19 protein-coding genes are annotated in these 21,398 nt (G+C 74.2%); 8 read left to right on the forward strand and 11 right to left on the reverse strand.

Going from position 1 to position 21,398, the window contains the following annotated elements; genetic code table 11:
- Positions 1 to 129 precede the first annotated feature (129 nt).
- A complete protein-coding gene (locus ACFVXH_RS35770; RefSeq protein ID WP_074005947.1) occupies positions 130 to 1,407 on the reverse strand; it encodes an ABC transporter substrate-binding protein in 1,278 nt (425 codons plus the stop codon).
- A gap of 275 nt (positions 1,408 to 1,682) precedes the next feature.
- Here ACFVXH_RS35770 and ACFVXH_RS35775 point away from each other — a divergent pair, with 275 nt between their 5' ends.
- Together ACFVXH_RS35775 and ACFVXH_RS35780 are read left to right on the forward strand one after the other, a co-directional pair.
- Complete coding sequence (locus tag ACFVXH_RS35775; RefSeq protein WP_387830244.1) at positions 1,683 to 2,531, forward strand: universal stress protein; 849 nt, start codon at positions 1,683 to 1,685, stop codon at positions 2,529 to 2,531.
- Positions 2,532 to 2,605: 74 nt separating this feature from the next.
- Positions 2,606 to 3,169 (forward strand): YbaK/EbsC family protein, encoded by a 564-nt coding sequence (locus ACFVXH_RS35780; RefSeq protein WP_387830247.1) that lies wholly within the window; start codon positions 2,606 to 2,608, stop codon positions 3,167 to 3,169.
- Between the two features lie 14 nt (positions 3,170 to 3,183).
- Here ACFVXH_RS35780 and ACFVXH_RS35785 read toward each other — a convergent pair whose 3' ends face one another.
- Genes ACFVXH_RS35785 through ACFVXH_RS35795 form a run of 3 tightly spaced genes read right to left on the reverse strand, consistent with a single transcriptional unit; the run spans position 3,184 to position 6,169 of the window.
- On the reverse strand, positions 3,184 to 4,035 hold the full coding sequence (locus ACFVXH_RS35785) for an ABC transporter ATP-binding protein (protein ID WP_380775621.1): 852 nt from the start codon (positions 4,033 to 4,035) through the stop codon (positions 3,184 to 3,186).
- Positions 4,032 to 5,150, reverse strand: coding sequence for a FecCD family ABC transporter permease (locus tag ACFVXH_RS35790; RefSeq protein WP_387830251.1), 1,119 nt, complete (start codon positions 5,148 to 5,150; stop codon positions 4,032 to 4,034). Before ACFVXH_RS35790 ends, ACFVXH_RS35785 begins: the two co-directional genes overlap by 4 nt.
- 20 nt (positions 5,151 to 5,170) lie before the next feature.
- A complete protein-coding gene (locus ACFVXH_RS35795; protein WP_079272857.1) occupies positions 5,171 to 6,169 on the reverse strand; it encodes an iron ABC transporter permease in 999 nt (332 codons plus the stop codon).
- 90 nt (positions 6,170 to 6,259) lie between these two features.
- Between ACFVXH_RS35795 and ACFVXH_RS35800 the strand changes: the two genes are divergently transcribed.
- Entirely contained in the window at positions 6,260 to 7,222 is a 963-nt protein-coding gene (locus ACFVXH_RS35800) for an ABC transporter substrate-binding protein (protein ID WP_387830255.1), read from the forward strand.
- 117 nt (positions 7,223 to 7,339) lie between these two features.
- On the opposite strand, the gene ACFVXH_RS35805 is transcribed toward ACFVXH_RS35800, so the two are convergent.
- The 4 genes from ACFVXH_RS35805 to ACFVXH_RS35820 form a co-directional block, all read right to left on the reverse strand.
- Positions 7,340 to 7,792: a MarR family winged helix-turn-helix transcriptional regulator gene (locus tag ACFVXH_RS35805; RefSeq protein ID WP_117486839.1), complete on the reverse strand. Its 453-nt coding sequence runs from the start codon at positions 7,790 to 7,792 to the stop codon at positions 7,340 to 7,342.
- Positions 7,792 to 9,255: an MFS transporter gene (locus ACFVXH_RS35810; RefSeq protein ID WP_387830258.1), complete on the reverse strand. Its 1,464-nt coding sequence runs from the start codon at positions 9,253 to 9,255 to the stop codon at positions 7,792 to 7,794. Before ACFVXH_RS35810 ends, ACFVXH_RS35805 begins: the two co-directional genes overlap by 1 nt.
- Before the next feature lie 136 nt (positions 9,256 to 9,391).
- On the reverse strand, positions 9,392 to 9,748 hold the full coding sequence (locus tag ACFVXH_RS35815; RefSeq protein WP_117486841.1) for a zinc ribbon domain-containing protein YjdM: 357 nt from the start codon (positions 9,746 to 9,748) through the stop codon (positions 9,392 to 9,394).
- 121 nt (positions 9,749 to 9,869) lie between these two features.
- Complete coding sequence (locus ACFVXH_RS35820) at positions 9,870 to 10,532, reverse strand: TetR/AcrR family transcriptional regulator (RefSeq protein ID WP_375875485.1); 663 nt, start codon at positions 10,530 to 10,532, stop codon at positions 9,870 to 9,872.
- 99 nt (positions 10,533 to 10,631) lie between these two features.
- Between ACFVXH_RS35820 and ACFVXH_RS35825 the strand changes: the two genes are divergently transcribed.
- Positions 10,632 to 11,645 carry a zinc-binding dehydrogenase gene (locus ACFVXH_RS35825; RefSeq protein WP_387830263.1) on the forward strand — a complete coding sequence of 338 codons (1,014 nt, stop codon included), beginning with the start codon at positions 10,632 to 10,634 and terminating at the stop codon, positions 11,643 to 11,645.
- 193 nt (positions 11,646 to 11,838) lie between these two features.
- The gene (locus ACFVXH_RS35830) at positions 11,839 to 14,655 is read left to right on the forward strand and encodes a penicillin acylase family protein (protein WP_387830266.1); all 2,817 of its coding nucleotides are present in this window, start codon (positions 11,839 to 11,841) and stop codon (positions 14,653 to 14,655) included.
- Between the two features lie 42 nt (positions 14,656 to 14,697).
- Here ACFVXH_RS35830 and ACFVXH_RS35835 read toward each other — a convergent pair whose 3' ends face one another.
- Positions 14,698 to 15,000: a hypothetical protein gene (locus ACFVXH_RS35835; protein ID WP_375875488.1), complete on the reverse strand. Its 303-nt coding sequence runs from the start codon at positions 14,998 to 15,000 to the stop codon at positions 14,698 to 14,700.
- A gap of 175 nt (positions 15,001 to 15,175) precedes the next feature.
- Here ACFVXH_RS35835 and ACFVXH_RS35840 point away from each other — a divergent pair, with 175 nt between their 5' ends.
- The 3 genes from ACFVXH_RS35840 (at position 15,176) to ACFVXH_RS35850 (ending at position 18,607) form a co-directional block, all read left to right on the forward strand.
- Positions 15,176 to 15,730: a YceI family protein gene (locus tag ACFVXH_RS35840; RefSeq protein WP_074005987.1), complete on the forward strand. Its 555-nt coding sequence runs from the start codon at positions 15,176 to 15,178 to the stop codon at positions 15,728 to 15,730.
- Positions 15,731 to 15,861: 131 nt separating this feature from the next.
- Positions 15,862 to 17,079 carry a pyridoxal-phosphate dependent enzyme gene (locus ACFVXH_RS35845; RefSeq protein WP_387830269.1) on the forward strand — a complete coding sequence of 406 codons (1,218 nt, stop codon included), beginning with the start codon at positions 15,862 to 15,864 and terminating at the stop codon, positions 17,077 to 17,079.
- 142 nt (positions 17,080 to 17,221) lie between these two features.
- Positions 17,222 to 18,607: a hypothetical protein gene (locus tag ACFVXH_RS35850; RefSeq protein WP_387830272.1), complete on the forward strand. Its 1,386-nt coding sequence runs from the start codon at positions 17,222 to 17,224 to the stop codon at positions 18,605 to 18,607.
- A gap of 58 nt (positions 18,608 to 18,665) precedes the next feature.
- Here the strand turns inward: ACFVXH_RS35850 and ACFVXH_RS35855 are convergent, their stop codons facing one another.
- Both ACFVXH_RS35855 and ACFVXH_RS35860 read right to left on the reverse strand, forming a co-directional pair.
- On the reverse strand, positions 18,666 to 19,721 hold the full coding sequence (locus ACFVXH_RS35855) for an MDR family NADP-dependent oxidoreductase (protein WP_375875491.1): 1,056 nt from the start codon (positions 19,719 to 19,721) through the stop codon (positions 18,666 to 18,668).
- The gene (locus tag ACFVXH_RS35860) at positions 19,718 to 21,382 is read right to left on the reverse strand and encodes a phytoene desaturase family protein (protein ID WP_375875498.1); all 1,665 of its coding nucleotides are present in this window, start codon (positions 21,380 to 21,382) and stop codon (positions 19,718 to 19,720) included. Before ACFVXH_RS35860 ends, ACFVXH_RS35855 begins: the two co-directional genes overlap by 4 nt.
- Positions 21,383 to 21,398: the final 16 nt, after the last annotated feature.

Consider the following 21,398-nt stretch of genomic DNA (forward strand, 5'->3'; position numbering starts at 1 on the left):
CCTGGCGGGCGCCGCGCGAGGGCCCGGCCGGTCCCGGCCCGGCGGCGGCCCCGGCCGCGGCCTCAGCGGGCGGTGGCCCGGGAACGGACGGTGACCCGGGAGCGGGCGGTGGCCCGGGAACGGGCGGTGTCACGGAATCAGCCCCTTCGAACCGAGGGCGTCCCGGATCTGCCCGCGGAGGTCGGCCACGTCCTTCTCCGGGTGGATGCCGGCGGGCGGGGAGAGGGTGTGCGAGATCGCGATGGAGACGTTCTGGTAGGCCGGAGTCTGCGGCCGCACGCTGGCGGAGTCGAGGGCGGCCAGCACGTCGGCGGCGAACGGGTAGCTGGCGGTCAGCTCGGCCGTCTCGTACAGGCTCCGCAGCGAGGGCGGGAGGCCGCCCTTCAGCGCGTTGGTGAGCTGGTTGTCGCGGTCGCGCAGGCAGAGGGTGGCCTCGGCGGCGAGGTCGGGGTGCCGGCTGTAGGCGCCCACCGCGAGGTCGATCCCGCCGATGGTGACGCTGGCGGGGCGGTCGGCGCTCACCGCGGGGTACGGCGCCCAGCGGAAGTGCGGGAACAGCTCCGGCCGGTTGGCCTTCATCGAGGGGTAGACGAAGGGGTAGTTGAGTTCGAAGGCGGCCGTGCCGGACTCCATCGCGAGCCGGTTCTGGTCCTCCATCTGGTTCGACAGCGAGGGGTCGGCGGCCACCGAGGCCGCCAGGTCGCGCATCACCCCGGCGGCCGTGACGGCGGGCGCCCCGAGCGCGGGCCCCTGGGCGTCAGGGGTGAGGATCGAGCCGCCCGCGCTGGTGACCAGCGTGTTGAACCAGACCGTCAGCCCCTCGTACTGGGCGCCCTGGATCTCCACGAGGTGCGGCTTGCCCTCGCGGTCCAGCTCCCGGGCCTGGGAGAGCATCTCCGCCCAGGTGGCGGGCGGGGTCGGCACCAGGTCGTCGCGGTACCAGAGCAGCTGGGTGTTGGAGTTGTACGGCACGGCGTACAGCCGGTCCCGCCAGGTCGCGGTCCGCACCGCCGCGTCGAGGGTGTCGGCGGTGGCCCGCTCGCGCATCGCCCCGGTCCACTCGCGGATCCAGCCGGCCTCGGCGAACTCGGCGGGCCAGGTGACGTCCAGGCCGAGGACGTCCACGCCGGTGTCGTGCGCCGCCATCCGGCGCACCAGCTGCTGGCGCTGGCCGTCGGCGCCGCGCGGCAGCTTGTTGTAGCGGATCGTGTAGCGGCCGCCGGACTGCTGCCCGCAGCGGTCGGCGGCCTGCTGGAGGGCGCCCGAGTCGTCCGGGAAGTTGTACCAGTTCAGGGTGACCGGGCCGCCGCTTCCACCGTCCCCGCAGCCCACCAGGGCGGCGGCAAGCACGGCCAGTCCGGCGGCGGCGCCCGCCCACCGCGAGCGGAACGTGGGGACCCTCGGCATCGTTCTCCCGGGCTGAGAAGGACCGGCTGGGGCGGAGCGCTCGGAACGGCGCGACCGGCACGCGGCGGTTCGGCCGACCCTAGCCCGGCGCCCCCGCCCGGCCCGGGCGTGCCGCGCCACCACCCGGCCGACCAGCCGGACGGCGGAACCGGGCCCGTCCCGTCACCCACCGCGACCGGCGACGGCTCCGGGAGGCGCCGGTCCGGGCCGGCGCGGATACTGGCCGCACCGAGACCTCCGGGGGCTGGGGCCGCACCGGAACCGAGGAGCACGCCGTGACCGGACCCGTCGTCGTCGGATTCGACGGCTCACCCGAGAGCCTGGCCGCCGCCGCCTGGGCCGCCCACGAGGCGCAGCGCCGCGGCCTGCGCCTGGACGTCCTCCAGGCCTGGCCCCGGCCGAAGCAGATCGCCCCCGGGAGCAGGCCCGGCGACCACTCCGCACTGGCACGACTCGCCGATCGCGAGCGCGAGTTGCGCACCATCGCGCCGGAGGTCGAGGTCACCGCCGGCTCCGTGGCCGGCGATCCCGTCGAGGCGCTGGAGGCCGCCGCGCACGGGGCCGCCCTGCTGGTGCTCGGCTCGCGCGGGCTGGGCACCCTGCGCGGCTTCCTGGTCGGCTCGGTGAGCCAGGAGGTGCTGCGCCGGGCGGACTGCCCGGTGGTGCTGATCCGGGCCGGCGGGGACGAACCGGACGGCGCGGTGACGGTCGGCCTCGACCTGGCGCACCCGGCGGACGAGGTGCTGGCCTTCGCCTTCGAGGCCGCCGCGCTCCGTTCGGCGCCGCTGCGCGTGGTGCACGTCTGGTCCCCGCCGGCCGGCAGCGAGTACATGTCCTACGGGGCGATCGGCGGGCTGGAGGGCGAGGTCTCGGCCGTCGAGCACGACGGCCTCGCCCGGGCCCTGGAGCCCTGGCAGGCCCGGCACCCCGAGGTGACGGTGAGCACCGACCTGATCCGCGGCAAGGCCGCCGTCGAGCTGGTGGACGCCGCCGCGACGGCCCGGCTGCTGGTCGTCGGCCGCCGCATCCGGCGGATGCCGCTGCGCCACCACCACCTCGGCCCGGTGGCGCACGCCGCGATCCACCACGTGCACTGCCCGGTCGCCGTCGTCCCGTACGGCTGACCGCGGTCCTCCCGTACGGCCGACGGCAGCCGGGTACGGCCGACCGGGTAGCCGGGCGCGCTACAGTCCGCTCCATGAGTGAGTCCACCGCCCCGCCGTTCGGGAACTTCGCCACCGCCGTACCGGCCCTGGAGCTCGGCGCGGAGCTCGCCGCGCCCGTCGCCGACGCGCTGAAGAACTGGGACGCGCCCGGAGCGGCCGCCTCGGTGCTCTACGTGGACAGCGACCCGGAGCAGGCGGACACCGCCGTGTTCTGCGCGGCCTACGACGTGCCGCCGGAGCTCTCCGCGAACTGCGTGGTGGTCGCCGCCAAGCGCGCCGGGGAGGTGACCCTGGCCGGGTGCCTGGCCCTGGCCACCACCCGGGTGGACGTCAACAAGGCGGTGCGCACCCAGCTGGGGGCGCGCAAGGCGTCCTTCGCGCCGATGGACACTGCGGTCGAGCTGACCGGCATGGAGTACGGCGGCATCACCCCCGTCGGCCTGCCCGGCGGCTGGCCGCTGCTGATCGACGAGGCGGTGGCCGCGGCCCCGTACGTCCTGGTCGGCAGCGGCCGGCGCCGGGGCAAGCTCATCCTGCCCGGCTGGGCCCTGGCGGAGCTGCCGGGCGCCCTGGTGCTGCCGGGCCTGGCCGGCTGACCGGCCCGCCGGCGTCAGCGCACCCGGGGGGCGAGGCCGACCGGGCAGACCACCGGGGTGCCGTGCACCGGGTCGGTGAGGATCACGCTCTCCACCCCGTACAGCTCGCGCACCAGCTCCGGGGTGACGATGTCGCGCGGCGCGCCCTGGGCGGCCACCCGGCCGTCGCGCATGGCCACCATGTGGTCGGCGTAGCGGCAGGCGGTGGTCAGGTCGTGCAGGACGAGGACGACGGTGCGGCCGCGCTCGGCCGTCAGGCCGCGCACCATCTCCAGCACCTCCAGTGCGTGGCCCATGTCCAGCGCCGAGGTCGGCTCGTCCAGCATCAGGATGTCGGTGTCCTGGGCGACGGCCATGGCGATCCAGGCGCGCTGGCGCTGGCCGCCGGAGAGGGTGTCCAGCGGGCGGTCGGCCAGCTCGTGCAGGTCGGCGGCGGCGAGCGCGTGCTCGACCGCTTCGGCGTCGGCGGCGGACCACTGCCGCAGCAGGCCCTGGTGCGGCTGGCGGCCGTAGCGGACCAGGTCGCGGACGGTCAGCCCGTCCGGGGCGGTGGCGGACTGCGGCAGCAGGCCGATGATCCGGGCGATGGCGCGGGTGGACAGCGAGGTCAGCGGCTTGCCGTCGAGCAGCACGGCGCCGGAGCGCGGGGCGATGGTCCGGGCGAGGCCGCCGAGCAGGGTGGACTTGCCGCAGCCGTTCGGGCCGACGATGACGGTGACCTGGCGCTGCGGCAGTTCGAGGTCGAGCTCGCGCACCACGATGGTGCGGTCGTGGCCGAGGCTGAGCGCGCTGGTCGCCAGCCGGGGCGCTCCGACCGTGGCCGTCACGGTCCCGGGGGATTCAGCGGTCGCGGGGCGGGCGGTCATGCGGTCCTCCGGGGACGGGTGGTGAGCAGCAGCCAGAGCAGGTACGGGCCGCCCACGACGGCGGTGACCAGGCCGGCCGGCACCTCCAGCGGCGACAGGAGGGTGCGGCCGATCAGGTCGGCGAGCAGGGTGAAGGCGGCTCCGGCGACGGCCGAGGTGAGCACCGGCACGCAGCGCGGTCCGGCGATCCGGCGGGCGGCCTCGGGCGCGGCGAGCGCGATCATGCCGAGCGGTCCGGCGACGGCCACCGCCAGGCCCGCGCAGACCACGGAGACCAGCAGGACGCCGACCCGCAGGCCGCGCACCCGGACGCCCAGCCCGGTGGCGACGGCGTCGGAGAAGCGCAGCAGCGACAGCCGGCGGCCGAGCAGCACGGCGGCGGGCAGGCAGGCCAGCAGGCCGAGTTCGAGGTAGCCGACGGCGTCGGCGTCCCGGCTGTTGAGGGTGCCGACCGTCCAGGCGTAGGCGGCGTTGGCGGAGTCGATGGCGGCGCGGGAGAGCATCAGGTTGGTCACCGCGCCGAAGACCGCGCCGATGCCGAGGCCGACGACCAGGAAGCGGTAGCCGTTGCGGCCGGCCCCGCCGCCGAGGGCGAAGGCGAGCGAGGCGGCGGTGGCGGCGCCCGCCAGGGCGGCGGCGGAGGGCAGCAGCTGGGTGGCGACGCCGGTGACGGAGGCGACCGCGAAGGCGGTGGCGCCCTCGTTGAAGCCGACGGTGTCCGGGGTGGCCAGCCTGTTCTGGGCGAGGGTCTGCATCAGGCAGCCGGCGACGCCGAGGGCGGCGCCGACGGCCAGTGCGGCCTCGACGCGGGGCAGCCGCAGCTTCTCCACCAGCAGCACGTCGCGCGCGGTGCCGTCGCCGAAGGCCGCGCGCAGGGCGGTCACCGGGTCGAGGTTCGTCTCGCCGACGGCCAGGCAGACGGCGGTCACCGCGACCACGGCGAGCAGCAGGACGGTGCAGCCGAGCAGCGGCCGGACCGGGACGAGCACCGAGCGGCCGCCCAGGGCGAGCAGCCGGGTGCCGGGCGGCACGGGCGGCGCCGGCCGCCGGGTCGCGGCCGAGGGGGCGTCGGGTTCCACGGCGTTCTCTGCGGCGTTCTCTGCGGCGTTCTTCACAGGGGCCTTCACGGGGGCCTTCACAGCGCGGGCATTCGGTGCGAGCGGACGACGGCGACCAGCACGGGGGCGCCGCACAGGGCGGTCATCACGCCGAGCGGCATCTCGTACGGGCGGGCGACCAGCCGGGAGGCCACGTCGGCGAGCAGCACGACGGCTGGCCCGAGCAGGGCGGAGACGACGAGCAGCCGGCGCAGGTCCGGGCCGACCAGGGCCCGGGCGGCGAAGGGCACCACCAGGCCGACGAAGGAGACCGGTCCGGCGATCGCGGTGGCGGCGCCGACCAGCAGGGCGACGGCGGTCACCGCGAGGGCGCGGGCCCGGCGGGGCTTGTGGCCGAGGCCGGTGGCGACGTCGTCGCCGAGGCTGAGCGCGGTCAGCGCCGGGCCGGAGAGCAGCGCCAGCACCAGGCCGAGCAGCAGGACCGGCAGTACCGCGAGCAGTTGGTCGGTGCCGCGGCCGGCGACCGAGCCGATGGTCCAGAACCGGATCTCGTCGGCGGCCCGGGCGTCGGAGAGCAGCAGCACGGAGGAGCCGGCGTTCATCAGCCCGCTCAGCGCCGCGCCGGCGAGCACCAGCCGGACGGGGTCGTCGCCGGTGCCGCGCAGCCGGGCCGCGCCGAGTGCCAGCAGGCAGCCGGCGCCAGCGCCCAGTACGGCGACGTACGGGCCGACGCTGGCGGCGCTGGCGCCGAGCACGATCGCGATCACGACGGCGAAGGAGGCGCCGGTGCTGACCCCGAGCAGGCCGGGCTCGGCCAGCGGGTTGCGGGCGGCGGCCTGGAGGACGGTGCCGGCCACGCCGAGCGCGAGCCCCACCGCGAGGGCCACCGCGGTGCGCGGGGCGCGCAGGTGGAACACGGTGAACCGGGAGTCGGAGTCGCCGTCACCGAGCAGGGTGGAGAGCGCCCGTGACGGTCCCACGTCGCCCGCGCCGAGCAGCAGGCTCGCCAGTACGGCGAGCAGCAGTATCGCGCCGGCGGGCAGCAGTCCGCGCAGCAGGAGTGATCGGAATGTCACACCGGGCCTCCCCGTCAGGGCCTTACGTATGGTTAGGCTAACCTCAGAAAAACGGTTCGCCCGTAAACTACCATTTCTCGGAGAACACCCATGCTTGGCACCCGCTTTACCAAGACCCTGCTCGGCGCGGCCGTGGTCGGCGCCCTCTCCCTGGGCCTGACCGCGTGCGGCTCCTCGGGGTCCGGCGGGTCCGCGGGTGACTCCGGCTCCTCGTCCACCGCCGCCGCGAAGGGCGGCAAGCGCAGCATCGACACCGCCTTCGGCGCCGTGGAGGTCCCGGCCGAGGCCAAGCGGGTCATCGCCCTCGGCGACACCTCGCTGGACACCGCCCTCGCGCTCGGCGTCACCCCGGTCGGCACCAGCTCCAGCCGCGGCAGCACCACCGCCCCCGCCTACCTGAAGGCCGACAGCATCCCGCTGGTCGCCACGGTCAAGGAGCCCAACCTCGAGGCGATCCTGAAGGCCACCCCGGACCTCATCCTGGCCTCCTCCGGCATCGAGAAGTCCCAGTACGACAAGCTCTCGGCGGTCGCCCCGACCATCGTCCCCAAGGCCGGCGACTGGCGCGAGGTGCTCGCCGTGTACGGCGACGCGCTCGGCCACAAGGACGACCTGGCCGCCAAGCTGGACGCCCTGGACAAGCGCGCCGCCAAGGCCGGCGAGGGCAAGAGCGGCAGCGCCGTGGTGATGCGCTGGATGCCCAACGGGCCGATCGTGATGAACACCACCAACATGCCCGGCGACCTGCTGAAGAAGGCCGGCGCCGGCACCATGCCGATCGCCGACGGCCTGGGCGCCCAGCCCCACTCGGACCCGCTGTCCCTGGAGAACCTCAACAAGGCCGACGCCGACCGGGTGTTCGTCGCCACCCTGAACGCCGAGGGCGAGAAGGCCCTGGAGACCGCCCGCAAGCAGGAGGCCTTCACCCGCCTCAAGGCCGTCGGCACCAACCAGCTCATGGGCGTCGACGGCCAGGTGTGGAGCAGCAGCTCCGGCCCGATCGCGGCGGAGAAGGTCGTCGAGGACATCGAGAAGGCCTTCGGCGCGAAGTAGCCGCGCCCGCCGGGGAATTCCCCCCCCCCGAGTTCTGAAGGGCCGTCACCGGAGCGGATCCGGTGACGGCCCTTCCGCCGCGGGCTCGGCACCGCCGAACGGGTCGGCAGGGGCGGCTCAGCCCAGCAGCTTCGCCACCACCCGGTCGAGCACGCGGATGTCCTCCGGCGGCAGCGCGAGCAGCGCGTCGGGCGGGGTGCTGAGGATCCCGGTGGCGATCGCGGCCTTCGCCTCGCCCTCCTCGGTGAGGTGGACCAGCTTGGAGCGCCGGTCGACCGGGTTGGTGATGCGCTCGGCGAGGCCGCGCCGCACCAGGTCGTCCACGATGACGCTGGTGTACGGCGGGTCGGCGCCCAGCCGCTCGGCCAGCTCCCGCAGGGTGATCGGGCCGGCGACGAGCCGGCGCAGCGCCCTGACCCGGCTGAAGCTCATGCCGAGGGCTTCGGCGACGCTCTTGCGGCGGTCGTAGCGTTCCAGCACGAGGGCGTTCATCCCCTGCCAGACCCGGGCCGCCGCTCCGGCCTCGCTCCCGCTCCCCTCCGGGTGCCCGCCGCTGTCCAGGCGCTCCATCAGGCGTCCACCATCCCCTTCGTCCGCTCGGCTTCCTCGGCCGCCTCCTCGGCGGCGAGCCGCTGCGCCGCGCGTTCGGCCGTCGCCCGGGCCCAGCGGCCGGAAGTGAGCGTACCGGCGACCAGGACGGCGGCCCCGCAGCCGGCGATGATCCACCACGCCGTCCGTGCCGCCCCGGTGAAGGCCACCGGGTCCGACAGGGCCGCCCCGGCCATCAGGGCACCGGTCACCGCGACGCCCAGGGACTGGCCGACCTGACGACTGGTGGAGGCCACGGCCGCCGCCACCCCGGCCTGCGAGCGGGGCATCCCGGAGACGGCGGTGTTCGTGATCGGCGCGTTGACCAGGCCGAATCCGGTGCCGAAGAGCAGGAACGCGAGGACCAGCAGCCCGGTCGGCAGGTGCGCGGAGTACGCGACCGCCTGGAGCACGGCGCTCGCGGTCAGCGCCACCCCGGCCAGCAGCAGCGGCGTCCGCGGCCCCCTGGTGGCGACCATCCGGCCGGACAGCGGCGCGGTGAGCAGCGACATGACGGCCATCGGCAGCATGAACAGCCCGGCGTGCAGCGGGTCGAGCCCCCGGACGTCCTGGAGGTACAGGGAGCCGAGGAACAGGAAGCCGCCGAGGCCCGCGAAGGCGGCGACCGCGATCACGGTGGCGCCCGCGAAGGGCGCGGAGCGGAAGAACCGCAGGTCGATCAGCGGGTCGGTGCGCCGGGGTTCGTACCGGAGCAGGCCCAGCAGGGCGCCCAGCGCGGCCGCCGTGCAGCCGAGCACCACGGGCGAGGTCCAGCCGCGCTCCGGCGACTCGATGATCGCGTAGGTGAGGCCGGCGAGCAGCACGACCACCAGCAGCTGGCCGACCGGGTCCACCCGGCGGGTGCGGGCCGCCCGCGACTCCGGTACGTAACGGGTGGTGAGGAAGAGCGCGGCCAGGCCGATCGGGACGTTGATCCAGAAGATCGCCCGCCAGCCGGCCGACTCCACCAGCGCCCCGCCGATGATCGGCCCGGCGGCCATGCTGATGCCCACCACGCCGCTCCAGACGCCGATCGCGCGGGCGCGCTGCCGGGAGTCGGTGAAGGTGTTGCTGATGATCGACATGGCGACGGGGTTCAGCATCGATCCGCCGACCGCCTGGAGCATCCGCGCGGCGATCAGCCAGCCGAGCCCGGGGGCCAGGCTGCACAGCAGGGAGGCCCCGGTGAACACCACCAGCCCGATCCGGAACACCCGGCGGCGGCCGATCCGGTCGGCGGTCGAGCCGGCGAGCATCAGCAGGCTCGCCAGCACCAGGGTGTAGGCGTCGACCGTCCACTGCAGTCCGGACACCGAGGTGTCCAGGTCGCGACGGATGGCGGGCAGGGCGACGTTCAGGATGGTGTTGTCGAGGCTGACGATCAGCAGGCTCATGCAGCAGATGGCGAGCACGAGCCAGGGCCGCGGTCGAGCGGCATCGGGCATGACGAACGCTCCATGATTATTTGTGTTGTTGTAATCATTGTGAGCTTACAACTAATCCGGAAAACGGCTCCACTCCGAAAAAACGGCCGCGCCCCGCCGATCTCCTCGGCGGGGCGCGGCCGTTCGGGCCCGTGGGTCAGGCCTTCTTCACCACGCTGGACTTGAGCTGCATCGCACCGAAACCCTCGACGCGGCAGTCGATGTCGTGCCCGTCGACGCCGTCCACCAGGCGGATGTTGCGCACCTTGGTGCCGGCCTTGATGCCGGAGACGCTGCCCTTGACCTTGAGCGCCTTGACCACCGTCACGGTGTCGCCGTCGCTCAGCACGTTGCCGACGGCGTCCTTGATCACGCGCTCGCCGGCCGGCGCTCCGGCCTCGTCGGCCCCGCCGGGCACCCACTCGTGGCCGCACTCGGGGCAGACCATGAGGGCGTTCATCTCATAGGTGTACTCGCTGGAGCACTGCGGACACGGGGGAAGGTTGTCGCTCATGGGATCAGGATATCCAGGCCGTACGGATCCGGTCCGCGCGGCGAACCGCGAGGTCAGCGGGGGTTGCGCGCGGAGCGGCCGACAGCGGCGCGGACCACCCGGCCGCCTGCGTTCCGCAGCCTCAGCCCGCGGTGAGCGCGAGCCGGATCCAGCGCTCGGACTCCGCGACCGCCGCCCCCACGTCGAAGGCCTCCGGCGCGGCCGCGGCCTGCACCACCAGCCCCTTGAGCAGCCCGACGAAGGCCGGCGCGAAGGCCACCGGGTCCACACCGGGACGCACCTCCCCGTCCCGCTGCCCCTGCCCGACCACCTCGGCCGTCCACGCCCGGGTCCGGGCGTCCAGCTCCGCCACCGCGCCGGTCAGCTCCGAGGCCCCGGCGAGCGCCTCGGCCCCCAGCACCACGAAGGCCCGGCCCAGGTCGGTCGGGTTGCGGACGCCCTCCAGGCAGCCGCGCGCGAACCCGCACAGCTCGTCGGCGGCCCCCGCCCCGCTGCGCGCCGGTGCGGCCGACGCCATCGCCTCGGCCAGCGCCGCCTCCTGGAGCCGCGCCAGCAGCGCGGCCTTGGAGCCGAAGTAGTGGGTGGCCAGACCCCGGCTGAAGCCCGCCTCCTCGCCCACCCTGGCCAGCGTGACCCCGGTGCTGCCGTGCTCGGCGATCAGCCGGGCGGCGGCGGCGATCAGCGCGGACTCGGCCCGGGCGCGCCGCTCGGCCTGAGTGCGGCGCGCCGGCGCCCCCCGGAGCGCCCCGGCCCCACCGGTTCGGTCCTCATCGTGCGTAGACATGCCACCATGCTAGTGTGAACTTGCTTGTTGAATAACAAGTAACTTCCGGAGCGGCGGGCACTCCCCCGACCCGCCGCCCCCGTGAGAAGGGAAGTCCCGATGACCGCCACGATGCTCGCCGGCCGGCTCGACGTCGCGAAGGGCGCCTTCGCCGTGGAGGAGGTCCCCGTCCCGGCCCCCGGCCCGGGCGAGGTGCTGATCAAGGTGGAGGCCGCCGGCGTCTGCCTCTCCGACGTCCACCTGATCGAGGGCATGCTCAAGCCGCTCTACCTCGAGGGCGACAAGGTCACCCTCGGCCACGAGGTCGCGGGCACCGTGCACACTCTCGGCGAGGGCGTGACCGGTACGGCCGTCGGCGACCGGGTGCTGCTGCAGGCCGGCGAGACCCGCGACGGCGTCGTGCACACCCGCGGCGTGGACTACGACGGCGGCTGGGCCGAGTACGCGCTCGCCACCGCCACCACCCTGGTGCCGATACCGGACGAACTCCCCTTCGAGCAGGCCTGCTTCATCCCCGACGCGGTCTCCACCCCCTGGGCCGCGATCACCGCCACCGGCGCCGTACGCCCGGCCGAGGCGGTCGGCGTCTGGGGCGTCGGCGGCCTCGGCGCCCACGGCGTGCAGCTGCTGCGGGCGATCGGCGCCTTCCCGATCGTCGCCGTCGACCCGCTGCCGGCCGCCCGCGAGCGCGCCCTGGCCTTCGGCGCCGACGCCGCCCTCGACCCGGCCGACCCGGGCTTCGCCGGGCTGCTGCGCGAGGCCACCGGCGGCCGCCCGCTGTCCGTCGCCTTCGACTTCGCCGGGGTCGCCCCGGTGCGCGAGCAGGCCATGGCCACCCTCGGCGAGCACGGCCGCCTGGTGCTGGTCGGCCTCACCAACAAGCCGCTGACCGTCACCAACGGCACCCTGGTCAGCTACCTGCGCCAGCAGATCCGCGGCCACTACGGCTCCGAGGGCCAGGACGTCGTCGACCTGGTCAACCTGGTCCGCGGCGGCCGGCTGGAGTTCTCCCGCTCGGTGAGCGGCACCTTCCCGCTGGCCGAGGCGGCCCGTGCGGTCGAGGCGCTGGAGCACAAGGAGGGCGACCCGATCCGCCTGGTGCTCAAGCCCTGACCCGACGCGCCACCGACCCGGCGCCGCACCTCCGGACTGAGCCCGGCAGGTGCGGCGCCGCTCCTTCCCGACCGACCCGCGGACGGCCAACTCCGCTCCCCCGTACGGGAAATGGCATGCACGCCACTAGCCAACCGGCCAGTAGCGCCCCTACCGTCGACTCTTCCGTGAGACTTCGACGGAGGAGTCCGCCTTGCGGTCACGCCAACACCAACGCCCCCGCCCCCGCTCCCTCCGACTCCCGGCCGCCGCCCTCGCCTCGGCCCTGCTCGTCACCGCCGCCCTCACCACCACCCCCACCGCCGCCGCGCCGGCCCCCGCGACCGCCGCCGCCAACGACTACTGCGGCGGCCACTGCGCCGACATCCTGCCGCCCGGCGAGAACGGCAACGCCACCCTCGCCGACATCCTGCTCAACCGGGCCTTCGGCACCCGCCCCGCGCACACCGACGACCAGCTCGGCCCCTACGCCGCCCTCGCCTCCGGCTACCCCGGCCTGACCGAGGCCAAGCTGCGCGACTTCTTCAACGACGCCTCCTTCGGCGTCCCCGCCGACCAGGTGGCCAGCACCACCAGCCCGCGCCCGGACGTCGCCATCGTGCGCGACAAGGCCACCGGCGTCCCGCACATCACCGGCACCACCCGCTACGGCACCGAGTTCGGCGCGGGCTACGCCGCCGCCCAGGACCGGCTCTGGGTGATGGACCTCTTCCGGCACGTCGGCCGCGGCCAGCTGTCCGGCTTCGCGGGCGGCGCCGCCGCCAACCGCCAGCTGGAGCAGACCTTCTGGCAGGCCGCCCCGTACACCGAGGCCGAGCTCCAGCAGCAGATCGACACCATCGCCGCCCGCGGCGGCCGGGCCACCCAGGCCCTCGCCGACGCCAACGCCTACCTCGACGGCGTCAACCAGTACGCCAAGGAGTCCTACAACGCCCGCACCTTCCCGGGCGAGTACGACCTCACCGGGCACATCGACCCGATCACCAACGCCGGCTCGATCGAGCCGTTCAAGCTGACCGACCTGGTCGCCCTCGCCTCCGTGGTCGGCGCCCTGTTCGGCTCCGGCGGCGGCGGTGAACTGGCCTCCGCCCAGGTCAAGTCGGCCGCCGAGGCCCGGTACGGCAAGGACGCCGGGGACGCGGTCTGGGCGTCGCTGCGCGAGGCGGACGACCCGGAGGCCGTCCAGACCCTGCACGACGGGCAGAGCTTCCCGTACGCCACCGTCCCCGACCACCCGCAGGGCGAGGCGCTGCCCGACCCCGGCTCGGTGGTGCCCGAGCGGGTCGTCTACGACGCCACCGGCTCCGCCGACTCCGCCACCACCGCGGCGAACGGCGTCCTGCCCGGCAACCTGCTCACCGCCCGGCACGGCATGTCCAACGCCCTGCTGGTCTCCGGCGCCCGCACCGACGACGGCCACCCGGTGGCCGTGTTCGGCCCGCAGACCGGCTACTTCGCCCCGCAACTGCTGATGCTGGAGGAGATCCAGGGCCCCGGGATCAGCGCACGCGGCGCCGCCTTCGCCGGCCTGAGCTTCTACGTGCAGCTCGGCCGCGGCCAGGACTACGCCTGGAGCGCCACCTCGGCCGGGCAGGACATCACCGACACCTACGCCGTCCCGCTCTGCACCACCGACGGCTCCCCGGTCACCACCGCCGCCAACTCCTACCTCTGGCACGGCCAGTGCCTGCCCTTCGACCGGCTGGAACGCAAGAACGCCTGGAACCCGACCACCGCCGACTCCACCCCGGCCGGGTCCTACACCCTGGTGATGAACCGCTCCCGGTACGGCCTGGTCACCGCCCGCGGCACGGTCGGCGGCGCACCCGTCGCCTTCACCTCGCTGCGCTCCACCTACCGGCACGAGGCCGAATCCATCATCGGCTTCCAGGAGTTGAACGACCCCGGCGCGGTGCACGACGCGGCGGGGTTCCAGCAGGCGGCGCAGGACATCAACTACACCTTCAACTGGTTCTACGCCGACTCGCGCGACATCGCGTACTACAACTCCGGCAGCAACCCGGTCCGCGCCCCCGGCGTCGACCCCGGGCTCCCCGTGAAGGCCCAACCCGCCTACGAGTGGGCCGACTTCGACCCCGTCGCCAACACCGCCCGGTACACCCCGGCGGCCGAGCACCCGCAGTCCGTCAACCAGGACTACTACATCTCCTGGAACAACAAGCAGGCGAACGGCTACACCTCGGCCGGCTTCGGCAACGGCTCGGTGCACCGCGGCAACCTGCTGGACGACCGGGTCAAGTCCCTGCTCGGGAACGGCGGCAAGGTGAGCCGGGTCTCGCTCACCCAGGCCATGGAGGGCGCCGCCCTGGCCGACCTGCGGGCCGAGGACGTGCTGCCCGACCTGATCCGCGTCCTGCGCAGCGCGCCCGTCACCGACCAGGCCACCCTCACCGCCCTGCAACAACTGGAGGCCTGGCTCGCCAACGGAGGGCAGCGGAAGGAGACTTCACCGGGCAGCCACGGCTACGCGGACGCCACCGCGATCCGGGTGATGGACGCCTGGTGGCCGCTGGTCGCCGAGGGCGTCATGCGGCCGGGCCTCGGCGACCCGCTGTTCGGCGCGCTGACCGGCGCCCTCCAGATCAACGAGTCCCCCTCGGGCGGGCAGACCGGCCCCGGCGGCGGCCCGGTGAGCGCCAACGAGGCCATCCCGCACAAGGGTTCGGCCTTCCAGTACGGCTGGTGGAGCTACCTGGACAAGGACCTGCGCGCCGTCCTCGGCGACCGGGTGGCCGGCCCGCTGGCCCGGCCGTTCTGTGGCGGCGGCGACCTCGCGGCCTGCCGCGCCGTCCTGCTGACCACCCTGAAGCAGGCCGCCGCCCGGACGCCGGCCCAGGTCTACCCGGGCGACGCGGACTGCGCGGCCGGCGACCAGTGGTGCGCCGACACGATCATCCAGCGCCCGCTGGGCGGCGTGACGGACGCCAAGACCACCTGGCAGAACCGCCCGACCTACCAGCAGGTGGTGCAGTTCCCGAGCCACCGCTGAGCGACACCGCCGGTGCCCCCGGCCGGGGGCACCGGCGGCCGGTCACCTGGACCGCGCCGCGGTCTCGTCCTCGTCGCCCCGCAGGTTGCCGGCCTCGCTCCGCAGCCGCCTGCCCGCGACCGTGTACGTCCTGGCCGTACCCCGGTTCGTCACCCGGTCGCCGACCGCGCCCGCCAGCTCCCCGATGCTCTCCACCAGCCCGGCGAGCGCACCCAGCAGCGCCGCCTCCTCCTTCTCCGGGACCCTCTCGCGGGCGCTGTCCCGCGCCTTCGGCAGCGCGTTCTCCCGCACCTGCCGCTCCGCCTCGCCGACCGCGTCGACCATCGCCCGTATCCCGCTGTCCAATCCGGCCCCCTCGTCTCCCCGTTCCTCCGACGTACCCCGCGAGCCTTCCCACCCCGTGCCCCACTTAGGCCCAGCCCGGCGCGCGGCCCGCGGGATCTGCCCCTAGCGTGGTCCGGGGACCGCCCGACCAGCCCCGGGCCGAGACCCGGGACCCGCACCAGGAGGCATGCCGACCATGACCGCCAACCTCTCCGAACTCACCGGCGACTACGTCCTCGACCCCACCCACACCCGGATCGGCTTCGTCGCCCGCCACGCCATGGTGACCAAGGTCCGGGGCGCGTTCCACCAGTTCGAGGGCACCGCCCACCTGGACGGCGCCGACCCGTCCCGTTCCTCCGGCCAGGTGGTGATCAAGGCCGAGAGCATCGACACCGGCGTGGAGCAGCGCGACCAGCACCTGCGCACCAACGACTTCCTGGACGCCCCCACGTTCCCCGACATCACCTTCCGCTCCACCGCGGTCGAGGCGCGCTCCGACAGCGACTTCCGGGTCACCGGCGACCTCACCATCAAGGACACCACCCGCCCGGTCACCATCGACTTCGAGTACACCGGCAACGCCGTCGACCCGTACGGCAACCTCCGGGTGGGCCTGGAGGGCTCGGTCACCATCAGCCGCAAGGAGTACGGCGTCACCTGGAACGCGGCGCTGGAGGGCGGCGGCGTCCTGGTCGGCGACAAGGTCGTCCTGGAGTTCGACATCTCCGCGGTCCGCCAGAGCGCCTGATCCGGACCCGCCCCGCCCGGAACGGGCCCGGAACGCCCGGAACAGCCGGAACCGGTCCCCCACGAACGGGTTCGCGCCGCGGCCCGCCGAACCGCCGGACCGCGGGGCGGCCGCCCGGCTAGTCTCCTGGCATGCCAACAGAAGACTCCCTCGCGACCGGCCAGCGCTCCCTCGGCGACCCCGCCCTCGACTACCCGCTCTGGCCCCCGCTCACCGCCGGCTGCCCGCGCACCAGCACCGAGGACGTCTCCTACCCCGTCGAGGTCGACTACGCCTACGACAAGGCCGACCCGGCGGGCCTGTTCGCCCCCGCCCCGGTGCGCGGCGGCCTGGAGCGCTGGGCCCCGCTGCTGCCGCCGCTGCTCGCGCCGGGCCTGGGCGAGGGCGCCACCCCGCTGGTGGAGGTCTCGCCCGGGGTGTACGTCAAGGACGAGTCCCGCAACCCCACCTGGAGCCACAAGGACCGGCTGAACCGCTGCACCACCAGCGCCGCCGTGGGCGCCGGCGCGCCGGGCCTCGCGGTCGCCTCCTCCGGCAACCACGGCGCCTCGGCCGCCGCCTACGCCGCCCGCGCCGGGCTGCGCTGCGTGGTGTTCACCGGCCCGGACACGCCGCCGAACGTCGACGCCTTCCTCAACGCCTACGGCGCGGTGGTGCTCCCGGTGCCGTGGGAGGCCCGCTGGCCGCTGCTGCGCCAGGTGGTGGACCGGCTGGGCCTGCACCCGGTCAGCAACCTGACCACCACCCACACCGGGCACGCGTACGGCCCCGAGGGCTACAAGACCGTCGCGTACGAGATCTTCCAGGACGTCGGCCTGCCGAGCGCGGTCTTCGTCCCGACCGGCTACGGCGAGCTGCTGTTCGGCGTCTGGAAGGGGTTCGTCGAGCTGCACCGGCTGGGCCTGACCGCCGGGGTGCCGCGCATCCACTCCTGCGAGACGGCCGCCTCCGGTCCGCTCGCCCGGGCGATCGCCGACGGCCTGCCCGCCACCCATGTGACGGTCGGCCCGAGCGACGCCTACTCGATCACCTCCCCGGTCAGCGGCTACCGGGGCGTGCTCGCGGTCCGCTCGAGCGGCGGCCGGGCGCTGACCCTGGACGACGGCCAACTCGCCGACGCCCAGCGGGAGCTGGCCCGGGCGGGGCTGTGGACTGAGCTGTCCGCGGCGGCCGGTCTGGCCGGGCTGCGCAGCCTCGGCGAGCCGGACCTCTCCGACGGCCCGGTGGTCTGCGTGTCGACCTCCAGCGGCTTCAAGGACAAGGGCGTCGGCACCCGCAGGACCGAGCCGGTCGCCCCCGCCTGGGACGCGGTCGAGCGCCGCCTGCGGGCGGCCGGCATCACCGGCTGAACGCACGGTGCTTCACCGCCGCGAGGCGTGCTGTTCGCCTGCCCGTCCCTGCTCGTAAGGTCGCCGTAGGGTCGGTGTTCGCCGAGCGCCAGCAGGCTTGCACCCTCCGTCAACTCCCGCCTCCTGCCGAAGGGTAGCCACCGTGTCGCGTTCCCTCCGCCGCCTGCTGCCGCTCGCCGTCGCCGTCGCGGCGGTGCCCGTGCTCGCCCTGCCCGCCCTCCCGGCGGGCGCCGCCTCGTACGGCACCCCGACGATCACCTTCTCGGCCGGGTACCTGTCCGGCGCCGTCGGCGCCACCGGCGACCCGACCGTGACGGTGACGGTCGCCCAGTCCGGCGCCGCGGCCTCGGCGCTGACCGTCGCCGCCTCGGCGACCACCCGCAGCGCCGTCGCCCGCACCGGCGACGTGACGGTGAGCGGCACCGGCGGCGCCCGCACCCTGGCGGTCGCCGCCCAGGGCGTCGGCTACGCCGACCTCACCATCAAGGTCACCGGCCTCGGCGGCAAGAGCGCCACCCGCACCCTGCACTACGCCGCCTCCCCCGCCGTCCAGTCCTCGGCGACCAGCCGCTACCTGACCGGCTCCAGCGACGCCTCGGCGGCCGTGGACGCGGGCGGCGGCTTCATCGTGGTCGGCGACGACGAGTCCAACACCCTGCGCCTGTACGACCGCGACAACTCCGGTGCGCCGGTCCGCACCTGGGACTTCAGCTCGGCCCTCGGCGTCTCCAAGGAGATCGACATCGAGGCCGCCACCCGGGTCGGCAACACCATCTACTGGACCGGCTCGCTCGGCAACAACAAGGACGGCGTGGTCAAGCCCGACCGGCACACCGTCTTCGCCACCACCGTCACCGGTTCCGGCGCCGACACCCAGCTGTCCCTGGCCGGCTCGTACCACGGCCTGCGCGACGACCTGATCTCCTGGGACGACGCCCACGGCAAGCGCTACGGCTTCGCGGCCGGTGCCGCCGACGGCCAGGCGCCCAAGCAGATCGACGGCTTCAACGTCGAGGGCCTGGAGTTCGCCCCCGGCAGCACCAGCACCGCCTACATCGGCTTCCGCGCGCCGCTCACCCCGGCCGTCACCGGCGGCCGGGCGCTACTCGTCCCGGTCACCAACCTCCCGTCCCTGGTGAACGGTTCGGCCGCGCACGCGACCTTCGGCGACCCGGTCGAGCTGGACCTCGGCGGGCTGTCCGTCCGCGACATCCGCCGCAACGACCTCGGCCAGTACCTGATCGTGGCCGGCTCCTGGTCCGCCGAGGACAACTCCGCCCCGTACGCGCTCTACCGCTGGAACGGGCAGCCCGGTTCCAAGCCGACCAAGCTGATCGACCTGCCGACCAGCGACTACGGCGCCTGGGAGGCCGTCACGGACGTCCCGGACCTGGACGCCCCCGGCGCCCGCGCCCAGCTGATCACCGACGACGGCTCCGCCGACCTCTACAACGACGGCACCGCCGCCAAGGACCTCACCCACCCCGAGTGGAAGAAGTCCCGCAGCACCTGGTTCACCCTGGGCTGACCGCTCGCCAGGGCCCTTCGGCACATCCGCCGAAGGGCCCTGCCGCACGTCCGTCCGCTCAGAGCTCGACCAGCACCTTCCCCCGGTTCGCCGAACGGTCCAGGTAGAGGCCGCGGTAGGCCGCCGGGATGCTGTCGAACCCCCGGTGCAGCGTCTCCTGGTACGCCAGCTCCCCGCTACGGACCAGTGCGCCGAGGTCCCGCCGCAGCGCGGCCCAGTTCTCCTCGGTGAACCACTCCAGCGAGAAGATGCCGCGGATCGTGGTGCGCGGGAACATGATCATCGGCAGCAGCCGCGGCCCCGCCCAGTCCCCGCCGACCTGGCTCCCCCACTGCCAGCAGACGGCCACCCGGCTCTCCACCGCGAGCATCCCGAAGACCACGTCGGTGAGCGCCCCGCCGAGACTGTCGAAGTACCGGTCGATGCCCTCCGGCGCCAGCTCGGCCAACTCCTTCCGCAGCCGCTCCGGCGCGTCGCCGTCGCGGTACAGCAGCACCCCCTCGAAGCCCAGCTCCCACAGCCGCTCCGCCTTCTCCGGCGAGGCCGTGGTGCCGATCACCCGGGCGCCCCGGTGCCTGGCCAGCTGCCCGACCAGCGAGCCGACCGCCCCGGAGGCCCCGCTGACCAGCACCGTCGACCCGGGGCGCACGTCGAGGAACTTCTCCACCGTCCCCCAGGCCGTCATCCCGGGCCCGCCCAGGATGCCGAGCGCGGTGGTCAGCGGCAGGTCATCGCCGTAGTCGGCGGGGTCCAGCCGGCGGAAGGCCGGGAAGACCATCGGGAAGGTCCCGGTCTGCCAGAAGCTCGGCGCGCCGGTGCTGACCAGGTGGGTGCGCCAGCCGCCGAAGCCCTGCACCAGGTCGCCGACGCCGAAGCGCGCGGCGGGCCCGGCCTCCACCACCTCCATGATCGAGTCCGCGCCCATGTGGTCGCCGATCGGCGTGTCCAGCGCGATGCCCTGGAGGTACGGGTCGACCGAGACGTACCGGGTGCGCAGCAGCATCTCGTCCACCGCGAGCCGGACGTCCACCTCCTCCACGACCTTCCGGTACATCCGCTCGACGTCCGGCACGCCGTCCACGTGCTCCCGCACGACCCACTTCTCGATCCTCACGAGGTGACTCCAAACTGGCGGTCGGCGGGGCCGACCGGTTCGATGAGCAGGGTGGGCGGCGGTGCGCTGTCGTCCACCTCGGCCCTGAAGGGCCTGCCGTCGTCCCGGCAGATGAACTGGACGACGTGCCGGCCGGCCGCCGCCGCCCGGATCAGCCCGCCGGTCGTCGCCCAGACCCCGGAGAGGTAGAAGTTCGCGAGGCCGGGCAGCCCCGGGCCGTTGCGCTTGACCTCCTCCTCCAGGGTCTCGCCGCTCTCCACGAAGGGCTGCCAGCCCAGCACCGTCCCGTTGTAGTTCCCGGTGTAGCGGACCTGGGTGAGCGGGGTGGAGACGTCCTTGACCGCCACCGCGTCCCGCAGCCCGGGGTGGTGGCCGTCCAGGTACTCGACGATGGTGTCGCGCACCCGGCGCTTCGCCCGCTGGTACTCCCGCCCCCGGCCGACCGGCAGGGTGTGCAGTTCCTCGCCGCGCCGCACCCGGGGCTCCTGCTCCGGCCCGGTGCTCAGCTCCCGCCAGGGCGCGATGTCACAGAAGTAGCTGGCGTACACCACGGTGGTGTCGGCGGGCGACAGCTCCGGGTAGTGGCGGCTGCGGAACTGGACGTTGATGCTCGGGTGCCGGATGCCGGTGAGCCGCTCGGCGACCTCGTCCTCCAGCAGGTAGGTGGTGCACGGGTCCCCGGCCGGGAAGGGCCGGCGCAGGCCGAGGAAGACGGTCACGTAGCCGGGGAAGACCATGCCCGGCTCGGTGATGGTCTGGGTGTACAGCCGGCGGTAGGTGTCGCTCAGGTAGCGGCCCTTGAGCAGGTCCATCATGGTCGTCCGGCCGTCGCAGGCGGCCACCACGATGTCCGCCCGCACCTCCTGGCCGTCGCTCAGCCGCACCCCCACCGCCCGGTCGTCCTCGATCAGGATCCCGGTCACCTTGGTGTTGTACGTGATCTCGCCGCCCAGCCGCCGGTAGCGCTGCTCGATCGAGGTGGCCAGCCCCAGCGAGCCGCCCTCCGGCACCCCGGCCGACTGCCCGGCGTGGCAGGCGAGTTGGAAGTAGTTGGGCAGCACCGGGAAGTTGGGGTGCTTCTCGTACAGGATGAAGTTGAACGCCTCGCGCAGCAGCGGGCTGCGGAACTTCGCCGAGTAGTCGCTCATCAGCACCGTGATCGAGCGCCGGATCACGTTGAAGTACGGCAGGAAGGAGGCCAGCATCCGCGTCCGCTCCCACCGCCCCATCAGCCCGACCGGCTTGAGGAAGGGGTAACGGGCCAGCGCCAGGCGGAACTTGCGCAGCCCGGCGCAGAACTGCCGGATCTGCCGGGCGTCCTCCGGGGCCAGGTCCAGCAGGTGGGCCTCCAGCCGGTCCGGGTCGGAGTAGAAGTAGACCGCCCGGCCGTCCCGGGTGCGCACCACGTTGAAGACGTCGAAGTTGCGCATCCGCTTGCCCTGCAGTGCGCCGAGTTCGAGCCAGATCTGGTGCATCTCGTTGCCCGGACCGCTGCCCAGCAGCCAGCTGATGCAGCAGTCGAAGGTGAACTCGCCCCGGTCCCAGCCGGTGCAGCAGCCGCCGGGGATCTCGTGCATCTCCAGGATCCGGGTGCGGTAGCCGTTCATCTGGGCGAAGCAGCCGGTGGAGAGCCCGCCGAGCCCGCCGCCGATGATGACCATGCTCTGCCGGCCGCTG

Origin of the sequence: Kitasatospora sp. NPDC058184, assembly GCF_042883725.1 — a bacterium.
In the GTDB taxonomy this organism is placed as follows: domain Bacteria; phylum Actinomycetota; class Actinomycetes; order Streptomycetales; family Streptomycetaceae; genus Kitasatospora.

Bases quoted from the DNA above. Each gene is read 5' to 3' on its own strand.
- ACFVXH_RS35770 (WP_074005947.1), bottom strand. From the start codon at position 1,407: ATGCCGAGGGTCCCCACGTTCCGCTCGCGGTGGGCGGGCGCCGCCGCC.
- ACFVXH_RS35780 (WP_387830247.1), top strand. From the start codon at position 2,606: ATGAGTGAGTCCACCGCCCCGCCGTTCGGGAACTTCGCCACCGCCGTA.
- ACFVXH_RS35785 (WP_380775621.1), bottom strand. From the start codon at position 4,035: ATGACCGCCCGCCCCGCGACCGCTGAATCCCCCGGGACCGTGACGGCC.
- ACFVXH_RS35800 (WP_387830255.1), top strand. From the start codon at position 6,260: ATGCTTGGCACCCGCTTTACCAAGACCCTGCTCGGCGCGGCCGTGGTC.
- ACFVXH_RS35805 (WP_117486839.1), bottom strand. From the start codon at position 7,792: ATGGAGCGCCTGGACAGCGGCGGGCACCCGGAGGGGAGCGGGAGCGAG.
- ACFVXH_RS35810 (WP_387830258.1), bottom strand. From the start codon at position 9,255: ATGCCCGATGCCGCTCGACCGCGGCCCTGGCTCGTGCTCGCCATCTGC.
- ACFVXH_RS35815 (WP_117486841.1), bottom strand. From the start codon at position 9,748: ATGAGCGACAACCTTCCCCCGTGTCCGCAGTGCTCCAGCGAGTACACC.
- ACFVXH_RS35820 (WP_375875485.1), bottom strand. From the start codon at position 10,532: ATGTCTACGCACGATGAGGACCGAACCGGTGGGGCCGGGGCGCTCCGG.
- ACFVXH_RS35825 (WP_387830263.1), top strand. From the start codon at position 10,632: ATGACCGCCACGATGCTCGCCGGCCGGCTCGACGTCGCGAAGGGCGCC.
- ACFVXH_RS35840 (WP_074005987.1), top strand. From the start codon at position 15,176: ATGACCGCCAACCTCTCCGAACTCACCGGCGACTACGTCCTCGACCCC.
- ACFVXH_RS35845 (WP_387830269.1), top strand. From the start codon at position 15,862: ATGCCAACAGAAGACTCCCTCGCGACCGGCCAGCGCTCCCTCGGCGAC.
- ACFVXH_RS35860 (WP_375875498.1), bottom strand. From the start codon at position 21,382: ATGGTCATCATCGGCGGCGGGCTCGGCGGGCTCTCCACCGGCTGCTTC.